The sequence below is a fragment of the Clostridium sp. CTA-5 genome (genome assembly GCF_054768135.1).
The window spans coordinates 250,362-276,519 of the sequence record NZ_BAAAAT010000002.1; the positions used below are offsets into that span (position 1 = coordinate 250,362).

Below are 26,158 nucleotides of genomic sequence, written 5' to 3' on the forward strand. Positions count from 1 at the left end.
TATGTAGTATATTTTTTTCACACAAGAAAATAAGATATACAAACATACTAATCTATTATTTTTTAATGTGCCTACTATATGAATAATATTATACTATACTTTTATTTTAAATTTAATATATATGTTGTAATAGATTTCTACAATAAAATTTTGAATTTAATTTGGACTTATCTTTAAAAAGATTATTTAAATAGTTATATATTTTTTATATAATAAAAATTCTATTTCCAATAATTATTTATCGAATTATTACTATAATAACTTTATAAAAAAAACTATACCAACTTATTACATTGATATAGTTTTATATTATTTTAATTACATGCTTATATTTTAGTATACCTTATACTATATACTATCTTTTTAGCTTTAATTTTACTAAAAATGTATTAAATAATTCAAAGAATACTTTATCTTTAGTAAAAGTTAAAATTCCAATATAAACTATTCCACATAAACATACTACTAATCCAGTTACTAGTAATGTACCACTTACAAAGTGTTTAACTAAAAATGTTAATGGAATAAATAATAATGAATAATAAAAATACTTTGTATTCTCAAAGCTAAATAAATTAATATCTAGTTTTAATACTTTTTTAACTAATCTATATTCAAGTACTATTACGATTAAATTTGCTATAAGTGTAGTTGCCATAGCAGTTGTGGCTGTAAATTTCCCTGTAAGTAATAATGCAGTATTAAATATTAAATTTAATACTCCTCCAATTAATATTAATATAACATCATCTTTTTCTTTTCCATGAAGATATATCATTTGATTCGCTATTATTCCTTCTACTCCAATAGTAAGCATATAAAGCGAAAATACTATCATTACTGGAACTGCTTCTATAAACTTTGCGCCACCATAAATTAATATTATCTCTTTTGATAAACATAATAATCCTAATGATGCTGGGAATAAAAACATAAAATATATCTTTATTATTCTTTTAAGCAAAACCATATATTCATCTTTTGAATCATTTCCTAAATAATTAGAAAGTCTTGGCATCGTTACTTGAATTACTGTTAACATGAGTGTATTTATTATTGTCATTATTTTTTGAGCTGTATAATAATATCCTACATCTACTGTTCCTATGTAATTTCCTATCATTATCTTATCAAGTTGAGTATATAAAACATTCGTATTTGATAAAATAACTACAAAAAACATTGGTTTAATATGCCTTCTAAAATGTAAATTTTTAAAATCAAAACTTACTTTCTTCTTTATATATATAAAACTTAATATGTTATTTAAGAAGTTAAAGAAAACAACTATATATAAATAAAACAAAAAATTTTGTTCATTTCTAACAAAAAAAACTATTAATACAGAATACACTATTCTAACAACCATTGTTTTAATAGCTATGAAATCATAATTTTCTAATGCTTCATTAATCCATTCTACATAAAATAGATTAGATACTAAGTTAAATCCTAAAATCATACATGTATAAAAATATGGCTGATTCTTATAAACGGTTGCTACAAAAATCATATATACAGCTGATGCAAGTATGTTTGTTATAACCGTAAAAAGAAACAAACTAGTAAATGTTTGTCTTAATTTTTTCTTATCATCTCTTACTCTACTTATCTCTCTTAATCCATATTGATAAATTCCAAAACTTGCAAATATTAAAAAGTATGCAGTCAAAGATTCACCATATCCTATATATCCATAAAGATCTGGACCAAGTGCTCTTGTTAATATCGGTCCTACTAATATAGGTAAAATAATATTAAATAAATTTAGTATAGCTTTAAAAATTGCATTTTTTGATATAGACTTAGCCATATATATGTATCCTCCTATAACCCTAAAATGGATTATTTTACTTCTACTATATTTTACACTAACATGAAATCTTGTCAAATTCATTTTAGGCACATGAAATAAAATAATAGATCAAAGAGGCATTGTATATTTTGCGTCAGACAAGGAAGTAAATTTAGTTAATAGTGAGCTATTAGCTAAATTTGATGACGCAGTATCACACAAAATAGACGAGCATACTGGTCTATTATTTTTTTGAATGTGCCTTAGAGGTACATAAAATAATAATTTTCTATAAATAAAAAATAACCATAAATTTAATTTTACAATTAAACTTATGGTTATTTTTAATGAACACGAAAGAAAATATACACCAATGCTACTTTATTTTTAATGTGCCTATTATTATTTATTTCATATTTTTAAGTTTATTTTTAAGATATTCTAAATCTTGAAGTGAATCTATTTCAAATATATCATCTGAATTAATTTTATTGATACGAACCTCTAAATTATCAAGATTTTCTACGACTATATCATCCCAATATAAATTTTCAAATTCTTCATTTTCTACTTTTTGAGTGATTTTTTCTGCTATAAATTTTCCATCCTTTTCACTCCAATAAGATGCACCTGACATTATATATGATGGCTTATCCCCCTCGGCACCTATATCAACTTTGCATACCCTATTGCTCTCATCATATCTTAAAATCCATTCACCAATAATATTTTCTTTGCAAGCTGAATAGTACTCTGAATGTTCTGGTCTACTCTTTGGTAAGAAATTTCTATTTATATAATTATCTGCATCAATAACAAAAACATCATGAAGATATTCTCTTGCCAAATACATTGTATAAATATTATTATAAACATCAAACTTATCATTATAAACTTTGATCAAATTATATTTTTCAACTAAATCATCAAACTTTTCATGTAAATATCCAGTTAAAACTATTATCTCTTCTATCCCTATTTCCCTTAAATTGATAATTTGTCTTTCAAGCAAAGACACTCCATTAACCTCAATTAATGATTTTGGTGTTGTATTTGTAAGTGGTCTAAGTCTAGTACCCATACCAGCTGCAACTAAAATTGCTCTCATGTTTGCTACTCTCCTCTAATCCGTAGTTTTTCACTATGTTTTAACCTAAGTTTAATATTGTAAATAAAGCTCATGGACAGAGGAATTTGTTTTAATAACTCCAAAAATAAAGATTAGTCCAATTAATGCATGCTACCAATCAAAGATTGCTGACAAGCAATTAATTGTACAAATCTTTATTAGGAGATTATAAAAAAACAAATTCCAATGCCAGTTCGCCCTTATATTACAATATTAAACTATATAATTAAAACATAGTCTAGTTCATATATTTTTTATACTATAATATCAATATAATTTAAAACTCTCTTGATAATCTTTTTAGGTTTTCTTTTCCTCTATTGTATCTGTCTATTCCATATGTTCCAAAATCGTCACCTTCATTTTCTTTTATTAATGTCCAAACTGCCCATAAAATATCTTGGCTTATTTGATGAATAAGTAATCTCTTTCTTGAATTTTCGTCAGCTTCTCCATTAAAATAAAGTCTAAACATAAGTTCTATGTCATCTTCTGAGAAACTATTTTCTAAAGATAATGCTGCTAAATCCCACATATCATCGTTAATTCCACTATACTCCCAGTCAATTAAATAAATTCTTCCTTCTGTATCTTTAACTAGATTTTCTGAAACCAAGTCATTGTGTGATGGAACAAAGACTCTTTCTGAATCTAGCAATACTTGCTCTAATGCCATAAATTCTTTTCTTACTTCTTCATAGTCAGCAAAAAATTCTCCATTGCCTGATTTTAATATCTCTTCATATTTTTCAAGTTCTCTAAATACATTAAATTCATTATTCATTGGGAATTCTTTATCTTCATGCAATCTTCTTAATATGTCTGTTACTTGTTTTAAATTTTCTTCTTTTTTAACACTTCTAGGAGTTAATGTTTCTGCATTCTCTATAAATCTTGACATCTTAACTCCAGTTTCAACGTTAAAATAAGGTGTCTCAACATTATATCCTCTTTCAGAAGCAATTGATGAATTGAACATCTCATTCTTTCTGCTTATCATTTCTTCTGTTCCTGTTCCTGCAACTCTTAAAATATATCTTTTTCCTTTAACACAAACTCTATAATTTTTATTAGTCATTCCACCTGCTGGTAAAACTTCAGTTATATCTTCTTCTGAAACCTTCATAGCTTCTCTAATTATAGTCTTTATATTATTTATTTCATAATTAATTTCTCTTCTTCTTATACTTGGATAAAGATGATTTACTATATTCTCATATTCTTTCTTAGTATCTGCATCTCCCCAAGCAAGGTCATCAATCTTAACAAATCCTATTTTATAATCTCTAGCCACATCAAGTAAAACATATTCATAATTTAAATATGGATTTATATTGTCCTTAAATTCTTCTAACATCATTTGATATAATTTATAAGATATTTTAGTTATTCCAATCATCTCACCATCAATTTTATTAAATTGATGAATATCCTTAGACATCTTAAATAAATGATTATCTCTTATTTCAACAAAAGCCTCATCTCCAGAACCACTTTCATTAGTTAAAAGTATGCAATCACGTTTATTACTTTCAACTAGTTCCTTAATAGCTCTTGCTTCAAAAATCAAATCATTTTCAATAAGAAGAAAATCATCATCAACATACTCTTTTGCTAATGCTAATGAAGACATTGTCCCTGTCCACTTATACTTTTCATTTTTAACCAAATTTATGTTCTTATTAGATGCGAAATATTCTTCAAAATAGCTACTTTCATATCCTGTTATTATAGTAATCTTATTTATTCCATTTTCTTTAAGTATATTTAAATTTCTATCAATTAATCTAGTATCCTCAATTTCAAGCATACCAACTGGCTTTCCAAAATCTTTTGCTCTACCTGCTGCAAGTATAACAGCTTCTTTAACAATTTTGTGTTCTTCTTCATGAAGCTTTAATCTTGTATTTTTAGCCGAAGCAAGATTTTCTTCTAAAGTTTTTATACCCTTGTCAGTTACTCTATATAGAATACCCCTATTATTAATAATTCTTTCTATTGTACCATCAAGTGTAAATTCTTTTAATATTGTATTTACCTTACCTAAAGATATATTTGTCCTTTTTGATAACTCCCTTTGATTAATATTAAAATTATCATTTAAGATCTTTAATATTTCCAATCTATCTTCTAACATAATACTCTCCCTTTCATTTAATTGCCTATGCTCTTTGTTCATAAAATGAACTCATTGTTTAAATTATATTATATTGAATCTTAAATGTAAATACATATATTAATTTTTTGGCTTAAATTAACAAAAAAGGTTATCTTAAATACATATTTATGTATTTAAGATAACCCTATAATTATTTATCATATTTAAATATTGCTATTTTAGTATAAGGGTGGACTGAAATTAGAATTTAATTTTCCACTCCCTCTTTTTCTTTTATGATATTTTCTTCTATTAACTCTTTTTGCCTTTTATTATTTTTACAACACTTTTTAATAAATTCCTCAAAATTAACCCTATCATCTTGACTTGCAAATGCTTCAAGTGGAATTATAATATCTCTATCATTGTTTAGAACAATTCCTAAAAATTTTCCTGAAACAATAACGTTTACTACTGAATCTAATAAAATTTCTTTTTTACTTTTATTTTTATAAATCATTAACCTTTCATTTTCTAATGTTACTGTTATATTTCTTCCTAACTCTCGTTCATTTTTTTCAAAACTTTCTTTTAATAATTTTTTAGCTCTTTTATCCCAATATGATGGCAAATAATAATATCCAAAAATCCCTAAGCTTGCAAAAATAAATCCAAGTATAATCGAAAAAATAGGACTATTCCCTTTTTTATAATCCTGCAATGCTAATATACAATATAAAACTCCAATAAGCAGACCTATCCCTAATGCTAATGTTCTTCTGATTTTAACAGACTTCTCATTTTCAGTAGAATTGTTTACTTTAAAAATATTAAAATCTACCCATTGTTCTACTGTATTTTTATACTTTACCTCAACCATATATTCTCTCCCCCTAATTCTTTAGTACTCTTTAAAAAAAGTAAAAAATAATTTCTCAATAAATTTATTATAATATATATAATAACTTTATCCAATAAAATTATTATATTCCAATAAAAGTGAAAAATCATATAAATCTAATTAATAAATTAAATGAAAAAAATATAAATACAATTTTTATTTTTATATAGAAATTTTTTCTCAATTTTACTTTAAGGCACAATCAAAAAACAACAATTCCATTTGCTATCCTATTTTCCATCATGCTACATCATCAAATTGACCTAATAGACACACTATGAGGACAATTTATCTCCTTGCCTGATGGAAAATATCTATTTCAACTTTTGACTTGTTATTTATTTTTATGTACCTAAATTTAAAATATTTATCTTTTTAATTTTACTTGTGAGCCCTCAAATAACAACAAATTAGAACATTATTTTACATAAGCATTCCTCATAAGGGGTTTTAAAATCCCTTAAAATTTGTTATAATTAAAAACATTGTGCAACAGCCCTTATTTTATTATTATATTTTTGTCGTTTATTGTAATATAAAAAATGTATAATTTTTATGCTGACAATAACATATATTAATAAAATAATTAAGAGTTTTCCAAGTATCTAAGTATGTATATAATACTGTTATTATTAACTGGTTAATAAAGTGGAACCGGTTTTAAAGTCGTTACATTATATACTACAAACAAAATTCTAAATTTTAGCTGATTAAAATTATTAAATATATGTTCTAAGTAAGTTATTACATTTATGATTTTTTGTATAATTTCTAATTAGATACTATGTCTTTAATTACATAGTATTTAATTAGAAGCATATATATCATAAATTTGCTATATAAGTTCCTCGCTATACTTATAAGTCATATTATTTATAAAACTCCTAAGAATTATATTAATGAACAAACTTTATTAGAACCTATATATTAAATAAAAAAAATAATTACAAAAAGTTCATTATAAAATTTAAAAGTATATTTTTAAAACAAATTTAATAAACATTAATAATAATTAAGTATTATTAATTACCAATCTAGAAGATAGCATAACATATAGTAAAACTTTTAATAATGCTATCTATCATACAAATAATCAGATACATTTCCTTTTCAATACTGGAAGTGATTTCAATAGAAAGGAGTGATTGGTTGTCGAAATTAGCAAAATGTATGTGTGGACTATATATTATATGTTCATCAACATTGGTAGGAAAACCAGTGGTTCAAAACGAAATTCAATATGATACGCAAATAATAGAAAATTCAGACTCAGCCAATGAAGAAAAAATTTCTGATTCAGAAATACAAATGCTATCAAGTGGGGTCTCGGATGGAAATAACTCTAGTCAACACCAACCAAAAAAACATGGACAAGTCATAAATATAGATTCTAGTTTATCTATTAGAAAAAATCCTGATATAAATAGTGAGGTATATTATGGTTTATATAAAGGAATGACATTTGACATATTAAAAAAGGAAGGTGATTGGTATAACATAAGGCATGATAATGTAGAAGGTTATGTCAATAAAACTTATGTTATAGAATATGATGAAAAGCCGCCGTATCAAGTTTATGAATCATCTGCATCTACTACATCTGCTAAAAATAGAGCGGAAATCAGTCGTGGTGGTAATTTAAACAAAGCTATAAAAGCTGAACTTACAGCATATTGTAATTGCCGTTCATGTTCCGAAGCATGGGGAGCAAAAACTGCAATGCAAACAAAAACTAGAATCGGAGTTGTTGCGGCTCCTAAAAATATTCCTCTAGGAAGTAAACTTTACATTCCTGAATTAAAGTCATATAAATCAGATTGTATGTTTAATGTAGAAGATAGAGGTGGCGCAATTAAGATTAAAAAAGATGGAACTTACGTAATAGATGTATGGCTTCCAACACATGAACAAGTAAAAAAATTTGGAAGAAAGAAGACTTATATTTATTTAGTAGAATAAGATCTTCAAACTTCTAAACTTTTGTGTTTATATTTTAGTGTTAATTATCAATATATATGTTCTAATTAAGTTATTACATTTATGATCTTTTATATAATTTTTATAGAAAATCATATCTTTACTTAATAATATCTAATTAGAAGCATATATATCATAAATTTTCTATATAAGTTCCTCACTATAGTTGGCAATAATATCATTTATAAATATTTTAAGATTTATATTAATGAATAAACTTTATTTGGACTTATATATACTATATTAATTCATATCAAGTTGATGATTAGCACTTTTTTAATTATTATTTTATTCAGCTAATTTATATAATGACATTCTTTCACTTATAACATATGCCTGATGAGCTAAATCATTTGTAGATAAAGCTGTTTCCTCAGTTTTTTCAGTATTAGCTTGTACAACTTTTGCTATTTCATCAACAGCAGAAGTCATTTGAGTTATAGCTTCTGTTTGATCTTGTGAACCTATAAATATTTCATTTACTAATGAATTAGTATCATCCACATTTTTTACTATTTGTTGCAATACATATTCTGTTTCTTTTGCTAAATTCTCACCTTTTTTCACTGTAAATAAAGAATTTTCTATAAGTGTAGTAGTGTTCTTAACAGCTTCTGAGGATTGTTCTGCTAAATGTCTAACTTCTTCTGCAACTACAGCGAAACCTTTTCCAGCCTCTCCTGCTCTTGCTGCTTCAATAGCTGCATTTAAAGCTAAAAGATTTGTTTGTGAAGCAATGCTTTCTATAGTATTTATAATTTCACCTATCTTCTTAGATGATTTAGCTATATCATTCATTGAATTCATTAATTCTTCCATTTTATCATTTCCGTCTATAACAATACTCTTAGTATTCTCAGAAACACTATTTGCCTTTTCTGCATTTTGAGAATTCACCTTAACCTTACTTAATATTTCATTAAAACTTGATAATAACTCTTCAATTATTTCAGATTGATTTTGGGCTCCTTCAGAAAGTTTTTTAGTAGTTAATGATATTTCATCTGATTTATGTGCAGTTAAATCAACAGCTTCTCTTATAGAAATAAAATCACTATTTAATGTTGTAATAATAGTTTCAAGTGCTTCTTGTATAGGAATAAAATCACATTTATAATCAACATCTTTATTTAACTTTATATTTAAATTTCCAACCGATAAATTTTCTAAAACACTTGTAATATCATCTATATACGAATCTATCATTCTTATTGCTTCAATTAAGTTTATAGCCATTTCACCCATTTCATCTTGAGATTCATATTGATTTTCTACTTTTAAATTTCCATATAAAAGTTCTTCTGATATTTCTTTTATATTATTAATCCCATTAATAAATATGTCTGTTATAATCTTACTTATTATAATTGTAGTCATTATTATAAGTAACATAAAAATAAAAATAATTCCAATCATTATATATTTATGTATATTAACTTTTTGTACAAAACTAGAAGCTTCTTTTTGGGATTCCGTATATATTGTAACTATTTTATTTACTGTGTCTTCTGACTTCTTAGAATATTCATTTTCTATTTTTTCTACAGCTAAAGACTTATCACCTTTAATAATTAAATCTTTTATTTCTTTTCTACTGCCAGATAATTCTTCTAGACTTTTTTCAAGATTATTTATTAATTGTTTATTATCTTTAAATTCCGTTTTAAGAATTTCTAAATTATTATTTAATAGTTTTGTTTCTTCGTCTATATTTTTTAGTAAAGTTTCATCTTTGTCATTGTCTACTTCCGATATAATTTTATAAATATTTTTATCAATTTTTTGTAAATTAATTCTCATATTAGATATAGTGTCAGAAAGCTTATATGGTCCATTGTATAATGAATTTGTTCTATATGATAGAGTGTATAGTGTTCCTATAGTTACAATCATAACTATAGATATTAAAAAAATAATTACTAATAATAATTTCTTGATTTTTAAATTTATTGGATCATTTTTTATTCTTTCGTATAATCTATTGTACATATTTTTATGTCCCCCTTAAAACGCTTCATTTAATTTTTTATTTGTATATACATTATAAATATATTAATGAAAATCATTATCATTAATATATTATACCAATATAGGGAATATTTTTGTATAAATTTTATAATAAATATATATTAAATAAAAAAATGGTATGTATTTTAACTATTTGTTTAAATACATACCATTTTACTCTACATTTTTATATTTTAGTTAAATACTCATCGTTATTGATCCACCGTTAAGTTTTGCTATATCCTTTAGCATTGTCATTACTTTTTCATTCTTTAATAATCCACTTATTTTGGGATTGCTACTTAATAAAGATTCATCACCTATTGATATACTTCCATCCACATTAAACTCAAAATTTATAGGTTCTGACTCTTTATCACTATATTTTTTTTCTTTCTTTTCTTCTTCTTCATTTATATAATCTATTATAGTTTTAGATGCTTGTTCATATGCTGCTCTTTCTTCCTTGCTTAATGGACACTCAAATCTTTGTCCATTTACTACAACCCATCTTTTTACTCCATCACATCCTATTTCTTCCCACTGACAATCTGGATTATCTGTTGTATAATTTGCTATTTGATTAAAAGTCCCTTTATTAACAAATATCGTAGTATTACTAGCCGTTCCCTTATCTAAGCCAAACACCATAATAGGTTGTCTTCTAACTTTTCTAGACTCATTTGATAATTCTAATTTATCTTTATAAGAATTATTACTATTTAAAATATTATTTCTAGATAAATTATTACTTTGATTAATTCCTTGATTATATGTGTTATTATATATTCCATTATTATTTATTTGCATAAATTTACCTCCTTTACCCCTTATGTTATTATCGAATAATTTCAATTCCCCTTTAGATATCTTGGTAAATTATTACATATAATTGTATTAAATCAACAGCAAAATTTAAAATATAAATGTTTTATTAAACAATATAAAAATAGATGATTGAATCTAAGTCCAATCATCTATTATCTCTCACTATGTTTTTAATTTATATTAATATTATTGATACATTGTGCCGTAATTAGAGAATGAATACCATCTTCCATCTATATATGCATTTTCATTCTTTAATAATCTACCTGTTGCATCAAAGTAGTACCAATATCCACCTAATGATAACCAGCCTGTTTTCATAACTCCATTTGGATTAAAGTAATGTTGCTTTCCTGACTCTTTATCATAAAACCATCCTGTTACCATTTTACCATTATTATCCAAATAGTACCATTTACCATCTGTTTCTTGCTTCCAACCAGTTAATCTATATCCTGATTTATTAACAAAATACCAAGAACCTTCAACTTTTACCCAAGCATCTTTAACTTGTCTACCTCTTTTATCAAAATAAACATATTTTCCATTTATTTTTGCCCATTCTTCATATTTGCTTAAATCAATCCATATTTTATTACTTTCATCATAATATGCATCATTTTTATTACTATTGTCGTCTTCATCTTCATCGTCATCATCATCGTCTGGATCTTTGATATCTCCAATATCATCATTTGTTCTATAAACTTTTAAAGTATATGTCTTAGTAGTAGTACCATCTTCTGCTGTAATTTCTATATCAATCTCTGTTTTCCATTGTCCTTTTAAACTAACAGATATAGGAGCTCCAGAAAATTTATTTCCATCTACAGTAATTTTTGAATAAGTTTCATCTTCTGGTATTGGTTTAACTTTAATACTTCTAACATCTTGATCTACACGCACTTTACATGAAGAATTATCTGGTTTAAAAGTATAATCGCCAGTATTAAGTTCTACATTTTTTAACTTAGCATTATTACTTCTTGAATCAGTTTTAATAGTAATAGTGTACATCTTTTTATCTTTACCATTCTTTGCAGTAACAGTAATCTGTAAAGTTGTTTCCCCTACTTCTTGTAACGGAATTTCATGTTTTGTTCCTGAAACTAAATCATATGTAGTTCCTGTTTCTGCAATTTTAACTTCAGAAATTCTAGCACCTGGCTCATCTACTATTGCAGTAACATCTAACTTACTAACACCAGTTTTAACTATTAAATCATAATTTAAAGTTTCTCTTGTAAAACCTGTACTTCCATTTTCTTGTTTTAAATCACCTGTACTAAAATTTAAAGATCCTAAATATGCATTTTGTTCACTTGGAGTTTCTGGATTTCCTCCATCATCTCCTTCGCCTTGAATATTAAATACATATTTTTCTGATGCAGGTCTACCATCTTTATATGGCGTTATTGTCATTTGAGTGCCAGCAGCCTTACTTAGATCTAAATCTAAATTTCCACCATTTTGAATAGAATATTCATTACCATTAACTTTAACTTCAGCTACTGTTAATGCTAAACTAGTATCAAAATTTATGTTTACTTTTCTTGTAAGATCATCAACATAAAAATCATACTTATGAACAGATGAATTAAAATCTATTTTTTGTGTTCCACCATTAGCTTCTTTTAAAGTAGCATTTTGGAATCCTAAATTAAACACAGATGAAGTACCATTAAATACAACTTCTAATTCATATGTTGCTATAAGAGCCCCTAATTGATCTGAGCTATCTGAGCCTTGATAAACATCCAGATAAATTACATTTGCATTTGATTTACTACTTGTACTATCTGTAAATGAAACGTATTTATCAAAATCCTGTTGTTTTATCTGAACTTTACCATATTCATCAATATAATGGTTACTTGCTTTAACTACAAATCCACTTTGTGCACCAAAAGTTGGTGCTACTTTAACTTTTCCAGCACGCTTATCTAAATATATTTTTCCTGTAAATCTTTTTGATTCACCTTTTTCAGTTATATCGTTAAACTCTTTTCCAATATAATTTGTTTGAGCAGCTAAAATTTCATCATTATTATATTTGCTTTCTATATCTACTTTCCTAAGAGTATAATCTTCTTTACTATTCTCATCTTTAAACTTTAATTTAATAGCATAATTTTTTCCAAGACCTTTATCATTAGGTATACTAATTACCAAAATTTTAGAATCTGTCTTAGTTAAAAATCCTGTTAACTTATTCCCATTGCTTTGTATGTTACTATCTTTAGCACCATCCATCCAAACTATAGCACCATCTAAGTTAAATGATTCTTCAAAACTTATTTCATAGTCTAAACTATTAATTTGGTCATTTACAACATGTTCATAAGTAAAAAAGCTTTCAGTTTCAGTTGTTATAAGTTCCTTTTTATATAAGAATGGAACTTTATTTTTATCTTCATCTTTGTTTAATTTATAAATATCCTTAGAACCTACATAACTAGAAAAGTTTATTTTTCTTATTTTTCCTTGTGCATATTCAGAAGCATGTTCCATTGTTATTGTAGTATCTTTACTAGTTAAAACTTCTTGAGGTAATGGATTTGTTCCTTCACTTTTTTGTATATAAGTTTTGTTACCCTTGTCGTCAATATTAATGTCATATACTGTCTCTTTTACACTTACATCTTTAGTTTCTTTTATTTTATAAACTACTTCATTGCTTCCTAAAGGAAGATCTTTAATTGTTACTCCATTTTTAACCATACCACTATTTAATTTCGTTTGTGTAGGTTCAATAGCACATCCTAAAGTACTAAATTCATCTGGAGTCATTCTATTAATAGTTTGAATTTCTATTGTCCTTTTAATTGTAGTTGTTATTTCCTTATCAGTTTTAACCTTAAGGTCAGTCTTTTCTTCCGATTCTTTGGTTACACTTTGTTCTTTATACGCTGGAAGATCTATTTGGAATTCTTTAAATCTCCCTAGTGTTGTATAAACTGTTTTGGTACTGTCCACCTTAACCCCATTTGTATCAGCAGTATTACCTTCAAGTGCAGTTCCTGTTACAGTTAAAGCATAATCTGTACCTGATATATCTAATGTTGGAGTTGTTGCAGCATTAGCTTGTTCACTATATCCACCAAATCGTGTTGGTAAAAGTGAAAATATACAAGTAAGTGCTAAAAATAATGATATAATTCTCTTTTTACTAATCTTCTTCCCCATGTTTCTCCTCCTAATAATATTTCTTCCCAATTTATCAATATATCTATATATTATCATATTTTTCTTATACAAATAACCTCTATATAACAAATCTTTTCCTAATATATTCAGTAAATAATTACATTTTTGGTTTATATACTATTTCTCAGGAAATATGTCGGTTATTTTAGAAATTATATAAAAAATTTAATAATAATATATACAAAATACCAATAATTCTATAATATTTTTTTATTAGTATTAATTACTTTACTTTTCGTTAAAAATTTTGTTATCTTTATAGTTTTTATAAAAATTTGTAAGTGTTGTAAAACATAACATTACTTATTTCGATTAACCATATTATTTATTATTTAGATATAATAAATAAATCTTCAAACTAAAAAATCGTTAAGCGACTGTGGAGCGTGGATTTTTTTAGCCATGCACCCTTTCCAAACATAGTGCAGTAATAATGGTGCGGCATATGATTATTTTTTATTCTTTAGTGATGGCTCTTATCATACCTCTAAAACAAAATATTCTATAAATTATCCAAATATTCTTTAGTAATATAATTTCCTAAAGAATAAAAAAAATCGCCAAAGCGATTTGTGAATCATTACTTTTTCATGTATCTGACATTTCAACTCTATATGTAAAAGTCTAAAAAATTATTTACTTTTCATATATTACATAATACAAACTGCATATCCAATTTAAGTACTAAAATAAATCTTTTTTTAAGAATATATATAATAAATTTTCCAATGAATTTTGGGATGAATTTTAAAATATATTTAGTGGGATTTTTTAGTCCTACAAATTAATTATATATAATATTTCTAATTATATATTGATACTATAGTATACTAAAGAACTTGTATTTGCTTTTTAGAAATTCTAAATAAAAATAGTAGTGATATTGGTGCATCAGACATTTGAAAATAAACTGTTGATGTTCTCAATAAAAAGTTGTTCCATTAATTACTTGTCCAAAGTTTTATCTTTGGAACAAGTAGGAATGTGTGCAACTTTGTGGATAAAAATATAAAAAACTAGATATGTAAATAATAATTATTATCTACATATCTAGTCTTAATTAAATTGCATTTGCTATAGAATCTGCAATTCCATCTGTTATTTTATTTTGATAACCTGAATCTGAACAATTTGCTGCTTCCTCTGGATTAGTTATGAATCCAGACTCTACTAACACTGCTGGCATTTTTGTATTTCTACATACAAATAGATTTCCATCTTTTGCTCCTCTATTTACAGCACCAGTATTATTTATAATACTGTTTGTAATGTTTGTTGCCATCTTCTTACTTACTGAAAGTTTATAATCACTAAACGCTCCACCGAATTCAGAATCTTGAGGTTTTGAACTATAGTAAGTTTCTACACCTTTTGCTGCAACTGCATCAGCTGAATTGTGATGCAAGCTTACAAAGAAGTCTGCATTAAAGTTATTAGCCATATTAACTCTGTTAGTAAGACTTTGAGTTACATTTAAAGTTTCTCTGTCAGTTTCATTTCTAGTCATCATTACTTCATATCCTCTGGCTTCAAGTTTTGCTTTAAGCTTAACTGCAAGTTGCATATTTAAGTCTCTTTCAGAATAAGTTACTCTATTATGTGTAGCATATGCTCCATCATCTCCACCAAAGTTATGACCTGGGTCTATAACTATTAATCTTGAAGATCCACCACTTACTCTGTTTCCTCTTGAACCATCAGGACCTATTTCCCAACCATTTATAACAGTTGCTTTAGCCATTTCTCCTGAAGAAGGATATAAATAATAAGTATACTGCCCTGTTGTAGTCCAACCTGTTGCCATTGAACCATTGCTATTTAAATAGTACCATTTATCACTAAGTTTAACCCAACCTGTTGCCATAGTTCCATTTGAATATAAATAGTACCAATTAGAATCTGGTCTTATCCAACCTGTAAGCATACTTCCATCGGTATTAAAATAATGCCAGTTCCCACTGATTTCAAACCAGCCTACTCTCATAGCACCACTAACATCAAAAAAGTATTTTTTACTATCAATTAGTTTAAAACCATTTACCATACTTCCATCGCCTTGAAGGAAATACCAAGTAGCTCCATCTTTAAGCCAACCTAGTTTCATACCTCCAAAAGATTGAAGATAGTACCATGAATTCCCTGATTTTAGCCATCCTGTTGCCATAGCTCCATCTGAATATAAATAGTACCAATTAGAATCTGGCTTTATCCAACCTGTTGCTTTACTTCCATCTGATCTATAATAATACCAATATCCACCCTCATATTTCCATCCAATTGATGATGTGATATTTGCATTATTATTATTTGAATTTTCTATTGGTGAAGTTGCATCTGGAACACTTGGTGCAGGTCCTGGATTTGATGGCTTACTCACTTCTTCATATTTACTTTCAAGTCCTGAATAAGCTAACATATCATTATATAATTTGTTGACTTCTTCACCATATGTACTACTTGGAGCCCATTTTCCACCTAATGAATTTACTGTAGTTGCCTTACCTTTTATACTGATAAAGTGTCTTGGATCGTTAGTATCTTGTCTTGGATATCCATTAGCACCTGCATATAAAGCAAGATGATCTAAATGAGCTTGTACACCTTCATCCCATGAATCAAATCTCATATGAGCATTAGGATCTGTATCTCCACCACCAGCTGAAGTTTTCATTCCGCAAGGATTATGATAAGTATCATCTAATACTCCACCGAACTTCCCATATCCGGTTTCTTTAGCCGATTGAACATATGCAATTCCTGGATTCACACCCCCATGTGACTCCGCATATTTCCAATAAACTTCTGCTAAATCTATAAAAGTAGTAGTAGCACCTTTTGATTTAGCCCATTTTTTAGCTTGCTCAGCTGTTAGCTTTGTGTTTGATACTATATTAATATCAGCAAAAACAGCATTTTCATTAGTATCAGCTTGTACATTTGTTGCTGGAACTATTGAAAATATTATAGCTAGAGCAAGAAAAAATGACATTATCTTTTTATTAATATTCAAGCTTTTCTTTCCCTCCATTTCCTTCTAATTTAATTCTGATAATATTACTACAAAATTCGTCAAAACTTTGTTTATGCAATATTCTAAAACCATCATAATTCTAACATATACTAAAAAAAAAGTAAATTGTATGGGATCTAACTATTTTTTGATTTTTTCTCCATTTTTCTATAATTTATTATAGTATTTATTATAATATTATGAAAATATTCCAAGATAATAACTATAGCTTAGCTATACTTTAATTTTTAATAATATAAAAATAGACCTATCCCAAAATTCTCTTTGAGATAGGTCTTAGGCACATTGAAAAAATAATAGGCCAGTATGCTCGTCTATTTGATCTATTATTTTATTTCATATGCCTTAGTTAATATATTTTATATTTCATTTACTATAGCTTCTGCAATTCCATCTGCTGTTTTATTTTGATAATTACTATCAGTACATTTTTGTGCTTCTTGAGGATTTGTTATGAATCCTGCTTCTACTAATACAGATGGCATATTAGTATTTCTACATACAAATAAATTTCCATCTTTTCCACCTCTATTATAAGCACCTGTTTTATTTACAATACTATTAGTAATATTAGTAGAAATTTTCTTACTTAATAAAAGTTTATAATCACTTGGACCAGATCCAAAATTAGAATCTTGTCTATTTGAACTATAATAAGTTTCGACCCCATTTGCTGCTGATGAATCTGATGCATTATGATGTATACTTATAAAAAAGTCAGCATTAAAATTATTAGCCATATTAACTCTATTAGTAAGACTTTGAGTTACCCCTAAAGTTTCCCTGTCTGTTTCTTTTCTTGTTAGCATTACTTGGTACCCATTAGATTCAAGTTTTGATTTTAGCTTTAATGCTAACTGCATATTTAAATCTCTTTCACAATAAGTTACTCTATCATGTGTAGCATATGCACCATCATTTCCACCAAAATTATGTCCTGGATCAATTACTATTAGTCTTTGAGAACTTGAAGCAACTTTTTTTTCTCTTTTTCCGTCAGTGCCAATTTCCCATCCATCAGTAACTGTATCTTTAGCCATAACTCCAGAAGAAGGATTTAAGTAATAAATATCACTTCCTATCGGTTTCCATCCTGTCGCCATAGAGCCATTAGCATTTAAGTAATACCAGTTTTGTCCATCAGGTTTTATCCAACCTGTTGCCATAGCTCCACTTGAGTATAAATAATACCAATTTCCATCTGGCTTTATCCAACCATTTAACATATTTCCATCAGTATTAAAGTAATGCCAATTTCCTGCTATATTAGACCAACCGACTTTCATTGCTCCACTTGAATCAAATAAATATTTTTTATTATTAATTGAATTAAATCCTGTTATCATACTACCATCGCCTTGTAGATAGTACCATTTATCATTATCTTTAATCCATCCTGATTGCATAACACCGGAAGATTTAAGATAATACCATTTTCCAGCTACATTAACCCATCCTTTTGCCATATTTCCGTCACTACGTAAATAATACCAACTATTATCAGATTTTATCCAACCTGTTGCTAGTGTCCCATTTGATTTGTAATAGTACCATTTACCATTTTTATACTTCCAACCTATTGAAGAAATAATATTTCCACTACTATCCGTGTTTTCTATTGGATTATTTGCGTCTGGAACATTAGCTTGACCATTATTAACACCTGAATAAGTTAATAAATCTGAATATAGATTATTAATTTCTTCTCCATATGTACTACTCGGCGCCCAATTTCCACCTAAAGAATTTACAGTTTTAGCTTTTCCTTTAACACTAATAAAATGTCTTGGATCATAAGTATCTTGTCTTGGATATCCTTCAGCATCTGCATATAAAGCAAGATGATCTAAATGAGCTTGTACACCTTGATCCCATGAATTAAATCTTTGATGAGCATTCGGATCTGTATCTCCTCCACCTGAAGATGTTTTTAATCCACAAGGATTACAATAAGTTTCGTCTAACACTCCACCAAATTTTCCAAATCCAGTTTCTTTTGCTGATTGAACATATGCAATAGCTGGATTCACATTTCCATGATCCTTTGCATATTTCCAATAAAGGTCAGCTAAACTTATAAAAGTACTAGTAGCACCTTTAGACTCAGCCCATTTCTTAGCTTGTTCCGCTGTTAAATCTGTGTTTGATATTATATTGATATCTACAAGAGCAGCTTGTACATTTATTGCTGGAATTATAGAAATCATAATCGCTACACTAAGAAAAAATGAAACTATTTTTTTATTAATTTTCAAGCCTTTCCCACCACCTTATTTATTTTGAACATTTTTCATTTAAGAGATATCTCTTTGATATATCTCACTAAAACAATTCTACAAATTTCGACATTTTAAAGTATTAAATCTAGCTTTGTCCCAATTTTAACATAGGCTAAAAAAAAAGTAAATTAAACACTTTCCGTTCATAAATCAGCCTTAACCTCTTGTTTGTCAAGGTTTATATGTATTTATAAAAACATTTTCATGCATTATTTGCCAGTATTATTTTTTATAATTTTAAAATTAAATTCAATTTATTTTAAAATGAATTTAATTTTATTATAGCTTAAACTAAACACTCCGCCACATATACCAATTCTCCGCACAACAAAAGAGCATGTTTCATAGAATTCACTTTGAAACATGCTCTTTCTTATATTATTTATTCACAATTATCTTTGAATGTACCTTAGTTCTGCGAAACAATTATCACAATTATTCTAATTTACATTATATTAATTGTATATTGTTATTGTACTATAAGGGCAAACTAGTATTGAAATTTAATTTCCATATAACTTTTTACTACAATGCCACTAACATTTTAAATTAATTTAAAATAATAGTGATATTGGTGTAGCAGACATTTGAAAATAAACTGTCGATGTTCTTTATGAAAAGTTGTTCCATTAATTACTTGTCCAAAGTTTACCTTTGGAACAAGTGGAAATGGGTGCAACTTCTCATTTAGAAACATCCGGTGAAATTTTCTTAGTTCTGCGAAACAATTATCACTATTATTTTTTTAAATTAATATATACTTAATTTAAACCACTCGCTATAGCTTCTGCTATTGATGATGCTACCATTGATTGATTATTTGAGTCCGCACATTTAGCAGCTTCACTTGGATTTGTAATAAATCCACATTCTACTAATACTGCTGGCATATTTGTATTCCTACCTACATTTAAGTTTTGCTCTTTAGCACCTCTATTAGTAAATCCAGCATTACTACAAACTTTATTTACAATACTTGTTGCCATTGCTTTACTTTTAGCAATTCTGTCTGGATTTGCTGGTCTTCCACCCATTCTAGCATCTTGTGAGCTTGTACTATATAAAACTTCTATACCATTTGCTGATGCTGCATCTGCTGAGTTATGATGTATACTTACAAAAAAGTCTGCATTAAGTCCATTAGCTAAACTTACTCTCTTATCAAGACTTTCAGTTACAGCTAAAGTTTCTCTATCAGATTCATTTCTTGTCATAATAACTGTATAGCCTTTAGATTCTAAATATGATTTAAGCTTAACTGAAACTTGCATATTCAAATCTCTTTCTGAATATGTAACTCTATTATGTGTAGCATAAGCTCCATCATCTCCACCAAAGTTATGTCCTGGATCTATTACTATTAACTTTTTACTACCATCATTAGTATTATTTCCTGGATTCGGAGTAACAGAAGGTGTATTTCCATTAGAACTATTAGAAGAAGTATTAGATTTCCTCTTTCCATCTGCTCCTATTTTATATCCATCTACTGTTGTATTTGTAATAACTTTTCCTGAAGTCTTATCTAAATAATAAAAATCCGATCCACTTTGTACCCAACCTGTTGCCATTGTTCCATTGTTATTTAAATAGTACCAAGTGCCATCAAGTTCAAGCCATCCTTTAGCCATTGCACCTGTATCATATAAGTAATAATAGTTACCATCTGGATTAATCCAACCTGTTAATATTTGTGACTCACCATTTAAATAATACCAATTATTATTTACTGATATCCAACCTGTTGTATTTTTTCCACTCTCATCAAAATAGTATGTTTTCCCATCTATTGTTTTAACTCCAGTTACCATACTTCCATCACCTTGCATATAGTAACTAGAAGCATTATCTGAAAACCATCCTAATTTTAATTTACCCGAATTATCAATATAGTACCATTTTTTATCAACTGATACCCATCCTTCATTTGAAGACATAGCCCCTGATTTATCTAAATAATATAGATCTGACCCATCACAGATAAGTCCTGTCGCCATAACTCCACTTGTTTGCATATAGTACCATTTATTATTAATTTGTTTCCAACCAATAACCATAGTTCCATTATTATTAAAATAGTACCATGAACCACTATAATTTACCCAACCATTCTTCATCTTCCCATTATCATCTAAATAGTACCAATTACTATCTGGTTTAATCCAACCCTTTTCTTTAATGTTATCAGAATTGTAATAATACCAATCTCCATCTTCATTTTTCCAGCCAATTGTAGACTTGGTTTTAGGTTCATTTGATGGTGGTGGAGGTATTATTGGTTTTTCAAATTTAATAACTGAATCACCAACTAATCCACCAGGTTTATTTTCTGTACTTCCTGGATTTAGATTTGCTGAACTATCATTATCATTATCTTCATTATTATTAGTATTAGTGTTATTATCATCTAAATTTACATTTGAATAAGAACATAATGCTCTATAATAATTATTTACTTCCTCTCCATAAGTAAGGCTTGGAGCCCATTTTCCTCCTAAAGAGTTAACAGTTTTTGCTTTACCTTTTATACTTATAAAATGTCTTGGATCATTAGTATCTTGCTTTGGATATCCATCTGCTCCTGCATATAATGCTAAATGATCTAAATGGGCTTGTACACCTTCATCCCATGAATTAAATCTTTTGTGAGCATTTTTATCTTTATCCCCTCCACCTTGTGATGTCTTCATTCCACATGGATTATGATAACTTGCATCTAATACTCCTCCAAAATTACCGAATGCGGTTTCTTTTCCTGCTTGTACATAAGCAATTGCAGGATTAACATCCCCGCATTCCTGCGCATATTTCCAATAGAGGTCTGCTAATGCTAAAAATTCTTCACTCGCCCCTTTAGTCTTTGCCCATTTTTTTGCTTGATTAGCTGTTACTGAAGTATCTGATATTATATTAATATCTGTAACAGCTGCTTCTGCAATTGTTGTTGAGATTAAACCTATAAGCATTACAAAAGCAAGTAAAAATGATGCTATTTTATTTTTCATATTCAAAATAATCCATCCCTCCTCTTAAGGCACATGAAAGAAAATAACAAATTAAAGATATGCATATATCTTGATTTAAACAAGAAAACAAAATCAATCATAAGATTATAGTTAAATTTCCCAGCACAATATAATCTAAATATACAAACATATTAATCTATTATTTTTTGAATGAGCCTAAGTTTTTAATAACAAGTTTTTACTAAATATAACTCAATTCTAGCATAGGCGATAAAAAATGTAAATTTATAATAATATTAATATATTCGTCCACAATTCTCTATTTTTAATACTTAAATATCCAATAATATTCAACTTTATATAAATTCCACTATAAAGAAATTATTTATCACATTAAACTAATAAAATTTATAAATCAACAAAATTCATCAAACTTATTTCATAGTATACTTTATGTTTCTTGGAAATAATAATATAATTACTATTAGGGTTAATTTTATTAACATTATAAATATGTTTCTTTTTGTTCTTTAACATATTTTCCTGATTTTTAATATACGTTACCCTTAAATGTAACTTTTTATAGTTTTATAAAGAATAGAAAAAATTTAACTTTGAAGAATTTATGTAAAAATACTTAAGGCACATGAAATAAAATAATAGATCAAAGAAGCGTTGTATATTTTGTGTCAGACAAGGAAGTGAATTTAGTTAATAGCAAGGGCTATTAGCTAAATTTGCTGACGCAGTATCACGCAAAATAGACGAACATACTGGTCTATTATTTTTTCGAATGTGCCTAATATAAACTTTTAAAATACTTTATGAGTAATTTCTAATTAACATTAATTACAGGAGGATGAATTGATGAAATATAAACTAATATGCATAGATATGGATGGGACTTTATTAAGTGGACATAGTGAAATAAGTGAAAAAAATAAATCAACATTAAAAAAAGCTGTTGATAAAGGAATAAAGGTTGCAATAAGCACTGGTAGAATTTTTGCTTCTGCTGATTATTTTGCAAATCTTGTAGGTATAAAAACTGAACTTATTTCTTGTAATGGCGCTTATATTAAAAATAGAGCTACTGATGAAATCATATATTCAAACACATTAACAAGAGAACAAGTACTAAAGATTTATAATACTATACATGATAAAGGCTTTAGAATTATATATTATACTTGTGATACTGCAATTATAGATACTCCTTTTGCTGAAAATCATACATACAATGTTACAAATAAATTAGTTTCTGAAGAAAAACGAGTTAAATTCTTTATAACTTCAGATATAAATGAAATACTAGATAAATTTGGTGATTCTATAATTAAAATTATAGGATTAGATGACTCTAATAATAAAGAAAAACTTCTTAATGTAAAAAACGAACTTCTTAAATTTTCTGATTTAGAGACTGTAAGTTCTGGTAGTAATAACTTTGAAATAATGCAAAAAGGTGTATCAAAAGGAAATGCTGCAAAAATACTTGGAGAAAAATTAGGAATAAAAAAAGAAGAAACTATATGTATTGGTGATAATGAAAATGATATATCAATGATTAAATATGCTGGACTTGGTATTGCTATGGGAAATGGTTCTGAAGTTGCCAAAAAAGCTGCTGATTATATTACTGATACAAATGTCAATGATGGTGTTGCAAAAGCCATAGAAAAATTTGCTCTTTAATACATATTCTTAACAGCTAAATACTCTTAGATATGAAAATATTAGTCTCAGTTAAAGTCAACCTTTATCTGAAACTAATATTTTTGTTGATCTGGGGTAGCTGTCCATTTTCCATCTTCATTAAAATAAAATCCATTCACTGTAGTATTTTTAGCCATGCTACCATCAGAATTTAAATAATACCACTCACCTTTATATTGAATCCAACCAATTCTCATTTCTCCGTCTTCTCCTGTAAAATACCATTTATTATCATCTTTAATCCAACCAGTTTTTATATTCCCATTTTCATAATAATAAAATTCTCCGTTCTTTTCTCTCCATCCAGTACCCTTAATTATATTTAATTCATTTTTTATATTAAATACAGAAAATGAAGGAGTATTTCTATGAAATACTATGATAGCAGATAATGATGATAACAATATAGTTACAATAAAAATAAATACTATTAATATAATTTTAATTAAACTTTTCTTACTTTTAGTATTATTGTTTTCTTTAGTACTATCTTTCTTCTTATTATCTTTTCTCATCAAAACCTACCCCCATATAAATTAAGTATCTGTTTACAATATATTATGCAGTATTGTTATAAATCAACACATACATAATAATATAATTTGTAATAAACAATTGATAATAAAACCTTTAAAAATTCTTTTTATTATCAATTGTTCTTTCTTTATTGTAAATAAACTTATTCTAAATCTATATTTTTAGTAACAAATATTTATATTTTAGGCACATGAAATAAAATAATAGATCAAAGAGGCGTTGTATATTTTGTGTCAGACAAGGAAGTAAATTTAGTTAATAGCGAGCTATTAGCTAAATTTGCTGACGCAGTATCACACAAAATAGACGAGTATACTTGTGTATTATTTTTTTGAATGTGCCTTATTTGTATAAAGGTGCTTTGATATTAAAATTTTCTTTATTATTTTTAAAAGCTAGTAGAATTATAAAAGTTCTTTTCTTAACTCCTCACCTGTTTTTGATGAAAGGTATGCTGGTGGAACATCCAAAACTGTGCACGCTCCTGTTTTACCTTCATTAGCCATTTTAGCTATCGCTCTAGCATAAGCAACTAAAACACTTGATGTAAATTCTGGATTGCTCTCTAATTCAAGTGAAAATTCTATTTTTTCCTTATTACCATTTCCAGTAACCCCTGTTCTTATAACAAAACCTCCATGTGGCATACCAGAATGATTCTTCTTTAATTCCTCTTCACTTATAAAGTTAACCTCTGTATCATAATCTGAAAAATAATTAGGCATAGTTTTAATTTCTCTTTCTACCTTTTCCTTATCAGCTCCTTCTTCTAATACAACATAACATAATCTCAAATGCTTCTCTCTAGTTGAAAGATTTGGATTTACTCCACTTCTAACTTTTGATAATGCTTCTTCCTTAGGAATAGTATATTGCTTCCCATCTTTAACCCCATCAACTCTTCTTATAGCATCTGAATGCCCTTGACTTACGCCCTTTCCCCAAAAAGTATAATCATTTCCTTGTGGTAAAATAGCTTGGCCAATTAATCTATTTAATGAAAATAGACCTGGATCCCATCCAACAGAAATAATACTTAAATTCCCTGATGCTTTAGCAACATCATTCATCTTTTTAAAGTATTCAGGTATCTTTGCATGTGTATCAAAACTATCAACAGTATTAAACATTTCTGCAATCATCGGACCTTGTTCTGGTAAATCAGTAGCTGATCCTCCACAAAGTATCATGACATCTATTTCATCCTTAAAATCACCAATCTTTGAAATATGTATTGCCTCTTTATTATCAATTATTACTCCTTCTCTTCTTGTAAATACAGCTTTTAATTCCATATCAGAATTTTGGTTAATTGATTTTATAACTCCTCTTCCTAAATTTCCATAACCAACTATTCCTATTCTAACTTTGTTATTCATATATAGTCCCCCATCATATAATTTTTCCTTTATATTATTTTACCATATTTTACTTTTATTAATATACTTTGCTATATATGAATAAAAGTAAGTAAGATATACTTCAGTCGGATGATTTTTCTAGCTTTTCTGTTTATAATTTCATATCCAAATGGTTCTAAATCTAGATTTAATCATCCTTTCAGAGTTTTAAAATTCTATAATTAGTCGAAACATTAAAAAAAGCCTCATAAGGCTCTTTTTTTAATGTTATAGATACTTCTATAATCATCAACTCTTGATTAAATTCAAGTGTTCTATCTTTTTAA

The 26,158-nt window shown here is 27.2% G+C and carries 14 protein-coding genes; 2 read left to right on the plus strand and 12 right to left on the minus strand.

Going from position 1 to position 26,158, the window contains the following annotated elements; translation table 11 throughout:
* Positions 1–355: 355 nt before the first annotated feature.
* From ACYUET_RS06405 to ACYUET_RS06420, 4 genes are all read right to left on the minus strand, one after another.
* Positions 356–1,813, minus strand: coding sequence for a flippase (locus ACYUET_RS06405; RefSeq protein ID WP_460278479.1), 1,458 nt, complete (start codon positions 1,811–1,813; stop codon positions 356–358).
* A gap of 388 nt (positions 1,814–2,201) precedes the next feature.
* On the minus strand, positions 2,202–2,903 hold the full coding sequence (locus tag ACYUET_RS06410; RefSeq protein WP_460278480.1) for a sugar phosphate nucleotidyltransferase: 702 nt from the start codon (positions 2,901–2,903) through the stop codon (positions 2,202–2,204).
* A 298-nt stretch (positions 2,904–3,201) separates the two neighbouring features.
* Positions 3,202–5,061, minus strand: coding sequence for an NTP transferase domain-containing protein (locus ACYUET_RS06415; RefSeq protein WP_460278481.1), 1,860 nt, complete (start codon positions 5,059–5,061; stop codon positions 3,202–3,204).
* 229 nt (positions 5,062–5,290) lie between these two features.
* On the minus strand, positions 5,291–5,902 hold the full coding sequence (locus ACYUET_RS06420) for a YcxB family protein (RefSeq protein WP_460278482.1): 612 nt from the start codon (positions 5,900–5,902) through the stop codon (positions 5,291–5,293).
* Between the two features lie 1,329 nt (positions 5,903–7,231).
* Here ACYUET_RS06420 and ACYUET_RS06425 point away from each other — a divergent pair.
* Positions 7,232–7,882 (plus strand): SH3 domain-containing protein, encoded by a 651-nt coding sequence (locus ACYUET_RS06425; RefSeq protein WP_460278803.1) that lies wholly within the window; start codon positions 7,232–7,234, stop codon positions 7,880–7,882.
* Positions 7,883–8,188: 306 nt separating this feature from the next.
* Here ACYUET_RS06425 and ACYUET_RS06430 read toward each other — a convergent pair whose 3' ends face one another.
* The 6 genes from ACYUET_RS06430 to ACYUET_RS06455 all read right to left on the minus strand — a co-directional run bounded on the left by ACYUET_RS06430 (position 8,189) and on the right by ACYUET_RS06455 (position 22,263).
* On the minus strand, positions 8,189–9,889 hold the full coding sequence (locus tag ACYUET_RS06430; RefSeq protein ID WP_460278483.1) for a methyl-accepting chemotaxis protein: 1,701 nt from the start codon (positions 9,887–9,889) through the stop codon (positions 8,189–8,191).
* A gap of 216 nt (positions 9,890–10,105) precedes the next feature.
* Positions 10,106–10,717 carry a hypothetical protein gene (locus ACYUET_RS06435; RefSeq protein WP_460278484.1) on the minus strand — a complete coding sequence of 204 codons (612 nt, stop codon included), beginning with the start codon at positions 10,715–10,717 and terminating at the stop codon, positions 10,106–10,108.
* A 204-nt stretch (positions 10,718–10,921) separates the two neighbouring features.
* The gene (locus tag ACYUET_RS06440; protein ID WP_460278485.1) at positions 10,922–13,921 is read right to left on the minus strand and encodes a cadherin-like beta sandwich domain-containing protein; all 3,000 of its coding nucleotides are present in this window, start codon (positions 13,919–13,921) and stop codon (positions 10,922–10,924) included.
* A 1,081-nt stretch (positions 13,922–15,002) separates the two neighbouring features.
* Positions 15,003–16,952 carry an N-acetylmuramoyl-L-alanine amidase gene (locus ACYUET_RS06445; protein ID WP_460278486.1) on the minus strand — a complete coding sequence of 650 codons (1,950 nt, stop codon included), beginning with the start codon at positions 16,950–16,952 and terminating at the stop codon, positions 15,003–15,005.
* A gap of 380 nt (positions 16,953–17,332) precedes the next feature.
* Positions 17,333–19,228, minus strand: coding sequence for an N-acetylmuramoyl-L-alanine amidase (locus tag ACYUET_RS06450; RefSeq protein ID WP_460278487.1), 1,896 nt, complete (start codon positions 19,226–19,228; stop codon positions 17,333–17,335).
* A gap of 785 nt (positions 19,229–20,013) precedes the next feature.
* Positions 20,014–22,263 carry an N-acetylmuramoyl-L-alanine amidase gene (locus tag ACYUET_RS06455; protein ID WP_460278488.1) on the minus strand — a complete coding sequence of 750 codons (2,250 nt, stop codon included), beginning with the start codon at positions 22,261–22,263 and terminating at the stop codon, positions 20,014–20,016.
* Positions 22,264–23,085: 822 nt separating this feature from the next.
* On the opposite strand from ACYUET_RS06455, the gene ACYUET_RS06460 reads away from it, so the two are divergent.
* Entirely contained in the window at positions 23,086–23,913 is an 828-nt protein-coding gene (locus tag ACYUET_RS06460) for a Cof-type HAD-IIB family hydrolase (RefSeq protein ID WP_460278489.1), read from the plus strand.
* 74 nt (positions 23,914–23,987) lie between these two features.
* Here the strand turns inward: ACYUET_RS06460 and ACYUET_RS06465 are convergent, their stop codons facing one another.
* On the minus strand, positions 23,988–24,449 hold the full coding sequence (locus ACYUET_RS06465; RefSeq protein ID WP_460278490.1) for a hypothetical protein: 462 nt from the start codon (positions 24,447–24,449) through the stop codon (positions 23,988–23,990).
* 426 nt (positions 24,450–24,875) lie between these two features.
* The gene (locus ACYUET_RS06470; RefSeq protein ID WP_460278491.1) at positions 24,876–25,850 is read right to left on the minus strand and encodes a diaminopimelate dehydrogenase; all 975 of its coding nucleotides are present in this window, start codon (positions 25,848–25,850) and stop codon (positions 24,876–24,878) included.
* Positions 25,851–26,158: the final 308 nt, after the last annotated feature.

Bases quoted from the DNA above. Each gene is read 5' to 3' on its own strand.
- ACYUET_RS06405 (WP_460278479.1), bottom strand. From the start codon at position 1,813: ATGGCTAAGTCTATATCAAAAAATGCAATTTTTAAAGCTATACTAAAT.
- ACYUET_RS06410 (WP_460278480.1), bottom strand. From the start codon at position 2,903: ATGAGAGCAATTTTAGTTGCAGCTGGTATGGGTACTAGACTTAGACCA.
- ACYUET_RS06415 (WP_460278481.1), bottom strand. From the start codon at position 5,061: ATGTTAGAAGATAGATTGGAAATATTAAAGATCTTAAATGATAATTTT.
- ACYUET_RS06420 (WP_460278482.1), bottom strand. From the start codon at position 5,902: ATGGTTGAGGTAAAGTATAAAAATACAGTAGAACAATGGGTAGATTTT.
- ACYUET_RS06425 (WP_460278803.1), top strand. From the start codon at position 7,232: ATGCTATCAAGTGGGGTCTCGGATGGAAATAACTCTAGTCAACACCAA.
- ACYUET_RS06430 (WP_460278483.1), bottom strand. From the start codon at position 9,889: ATGTACAATAGATTATACGAAAGAATAAAAAATGATCCAATAAATTTA.
- ACYUET_RS06435 (WP_460278484.1), bottom strand. From the start codon at position 10,717: ATGCAAATAAATAATAATGGAATATATAATAACACATATAATCAAGGA.
- ACYUET_RS06440 (WP_460278485.1), bottom strand. From the start codon at position 13,921: ATGGGGAAGAAGATTAGTAAAAAGAGAATTATATCATTATTTTTAGCA.
- ACYUET_RS06460 (WP_460278489.1), top strand. From the start codon at position 23,086: ATGAAATATAAACTAATATGCATAGATATGGATGGGACTTTATTAAGT.
- ACYUET_RS06465 (WP_460278490.1), bottom strand. From the start codon at position 24,449: ATGAGAAAAGATAATAAGAAGAAAGATAGTACTAAAGAAAACAATAAT.
- ACYUET_RS06470 (WP_460278491.1), bottom strand. From the start codon at position 25,850: ATGAATAACAAAGTTAGAATAGGAATAGTTGGTTATGGAAATTTAGGA.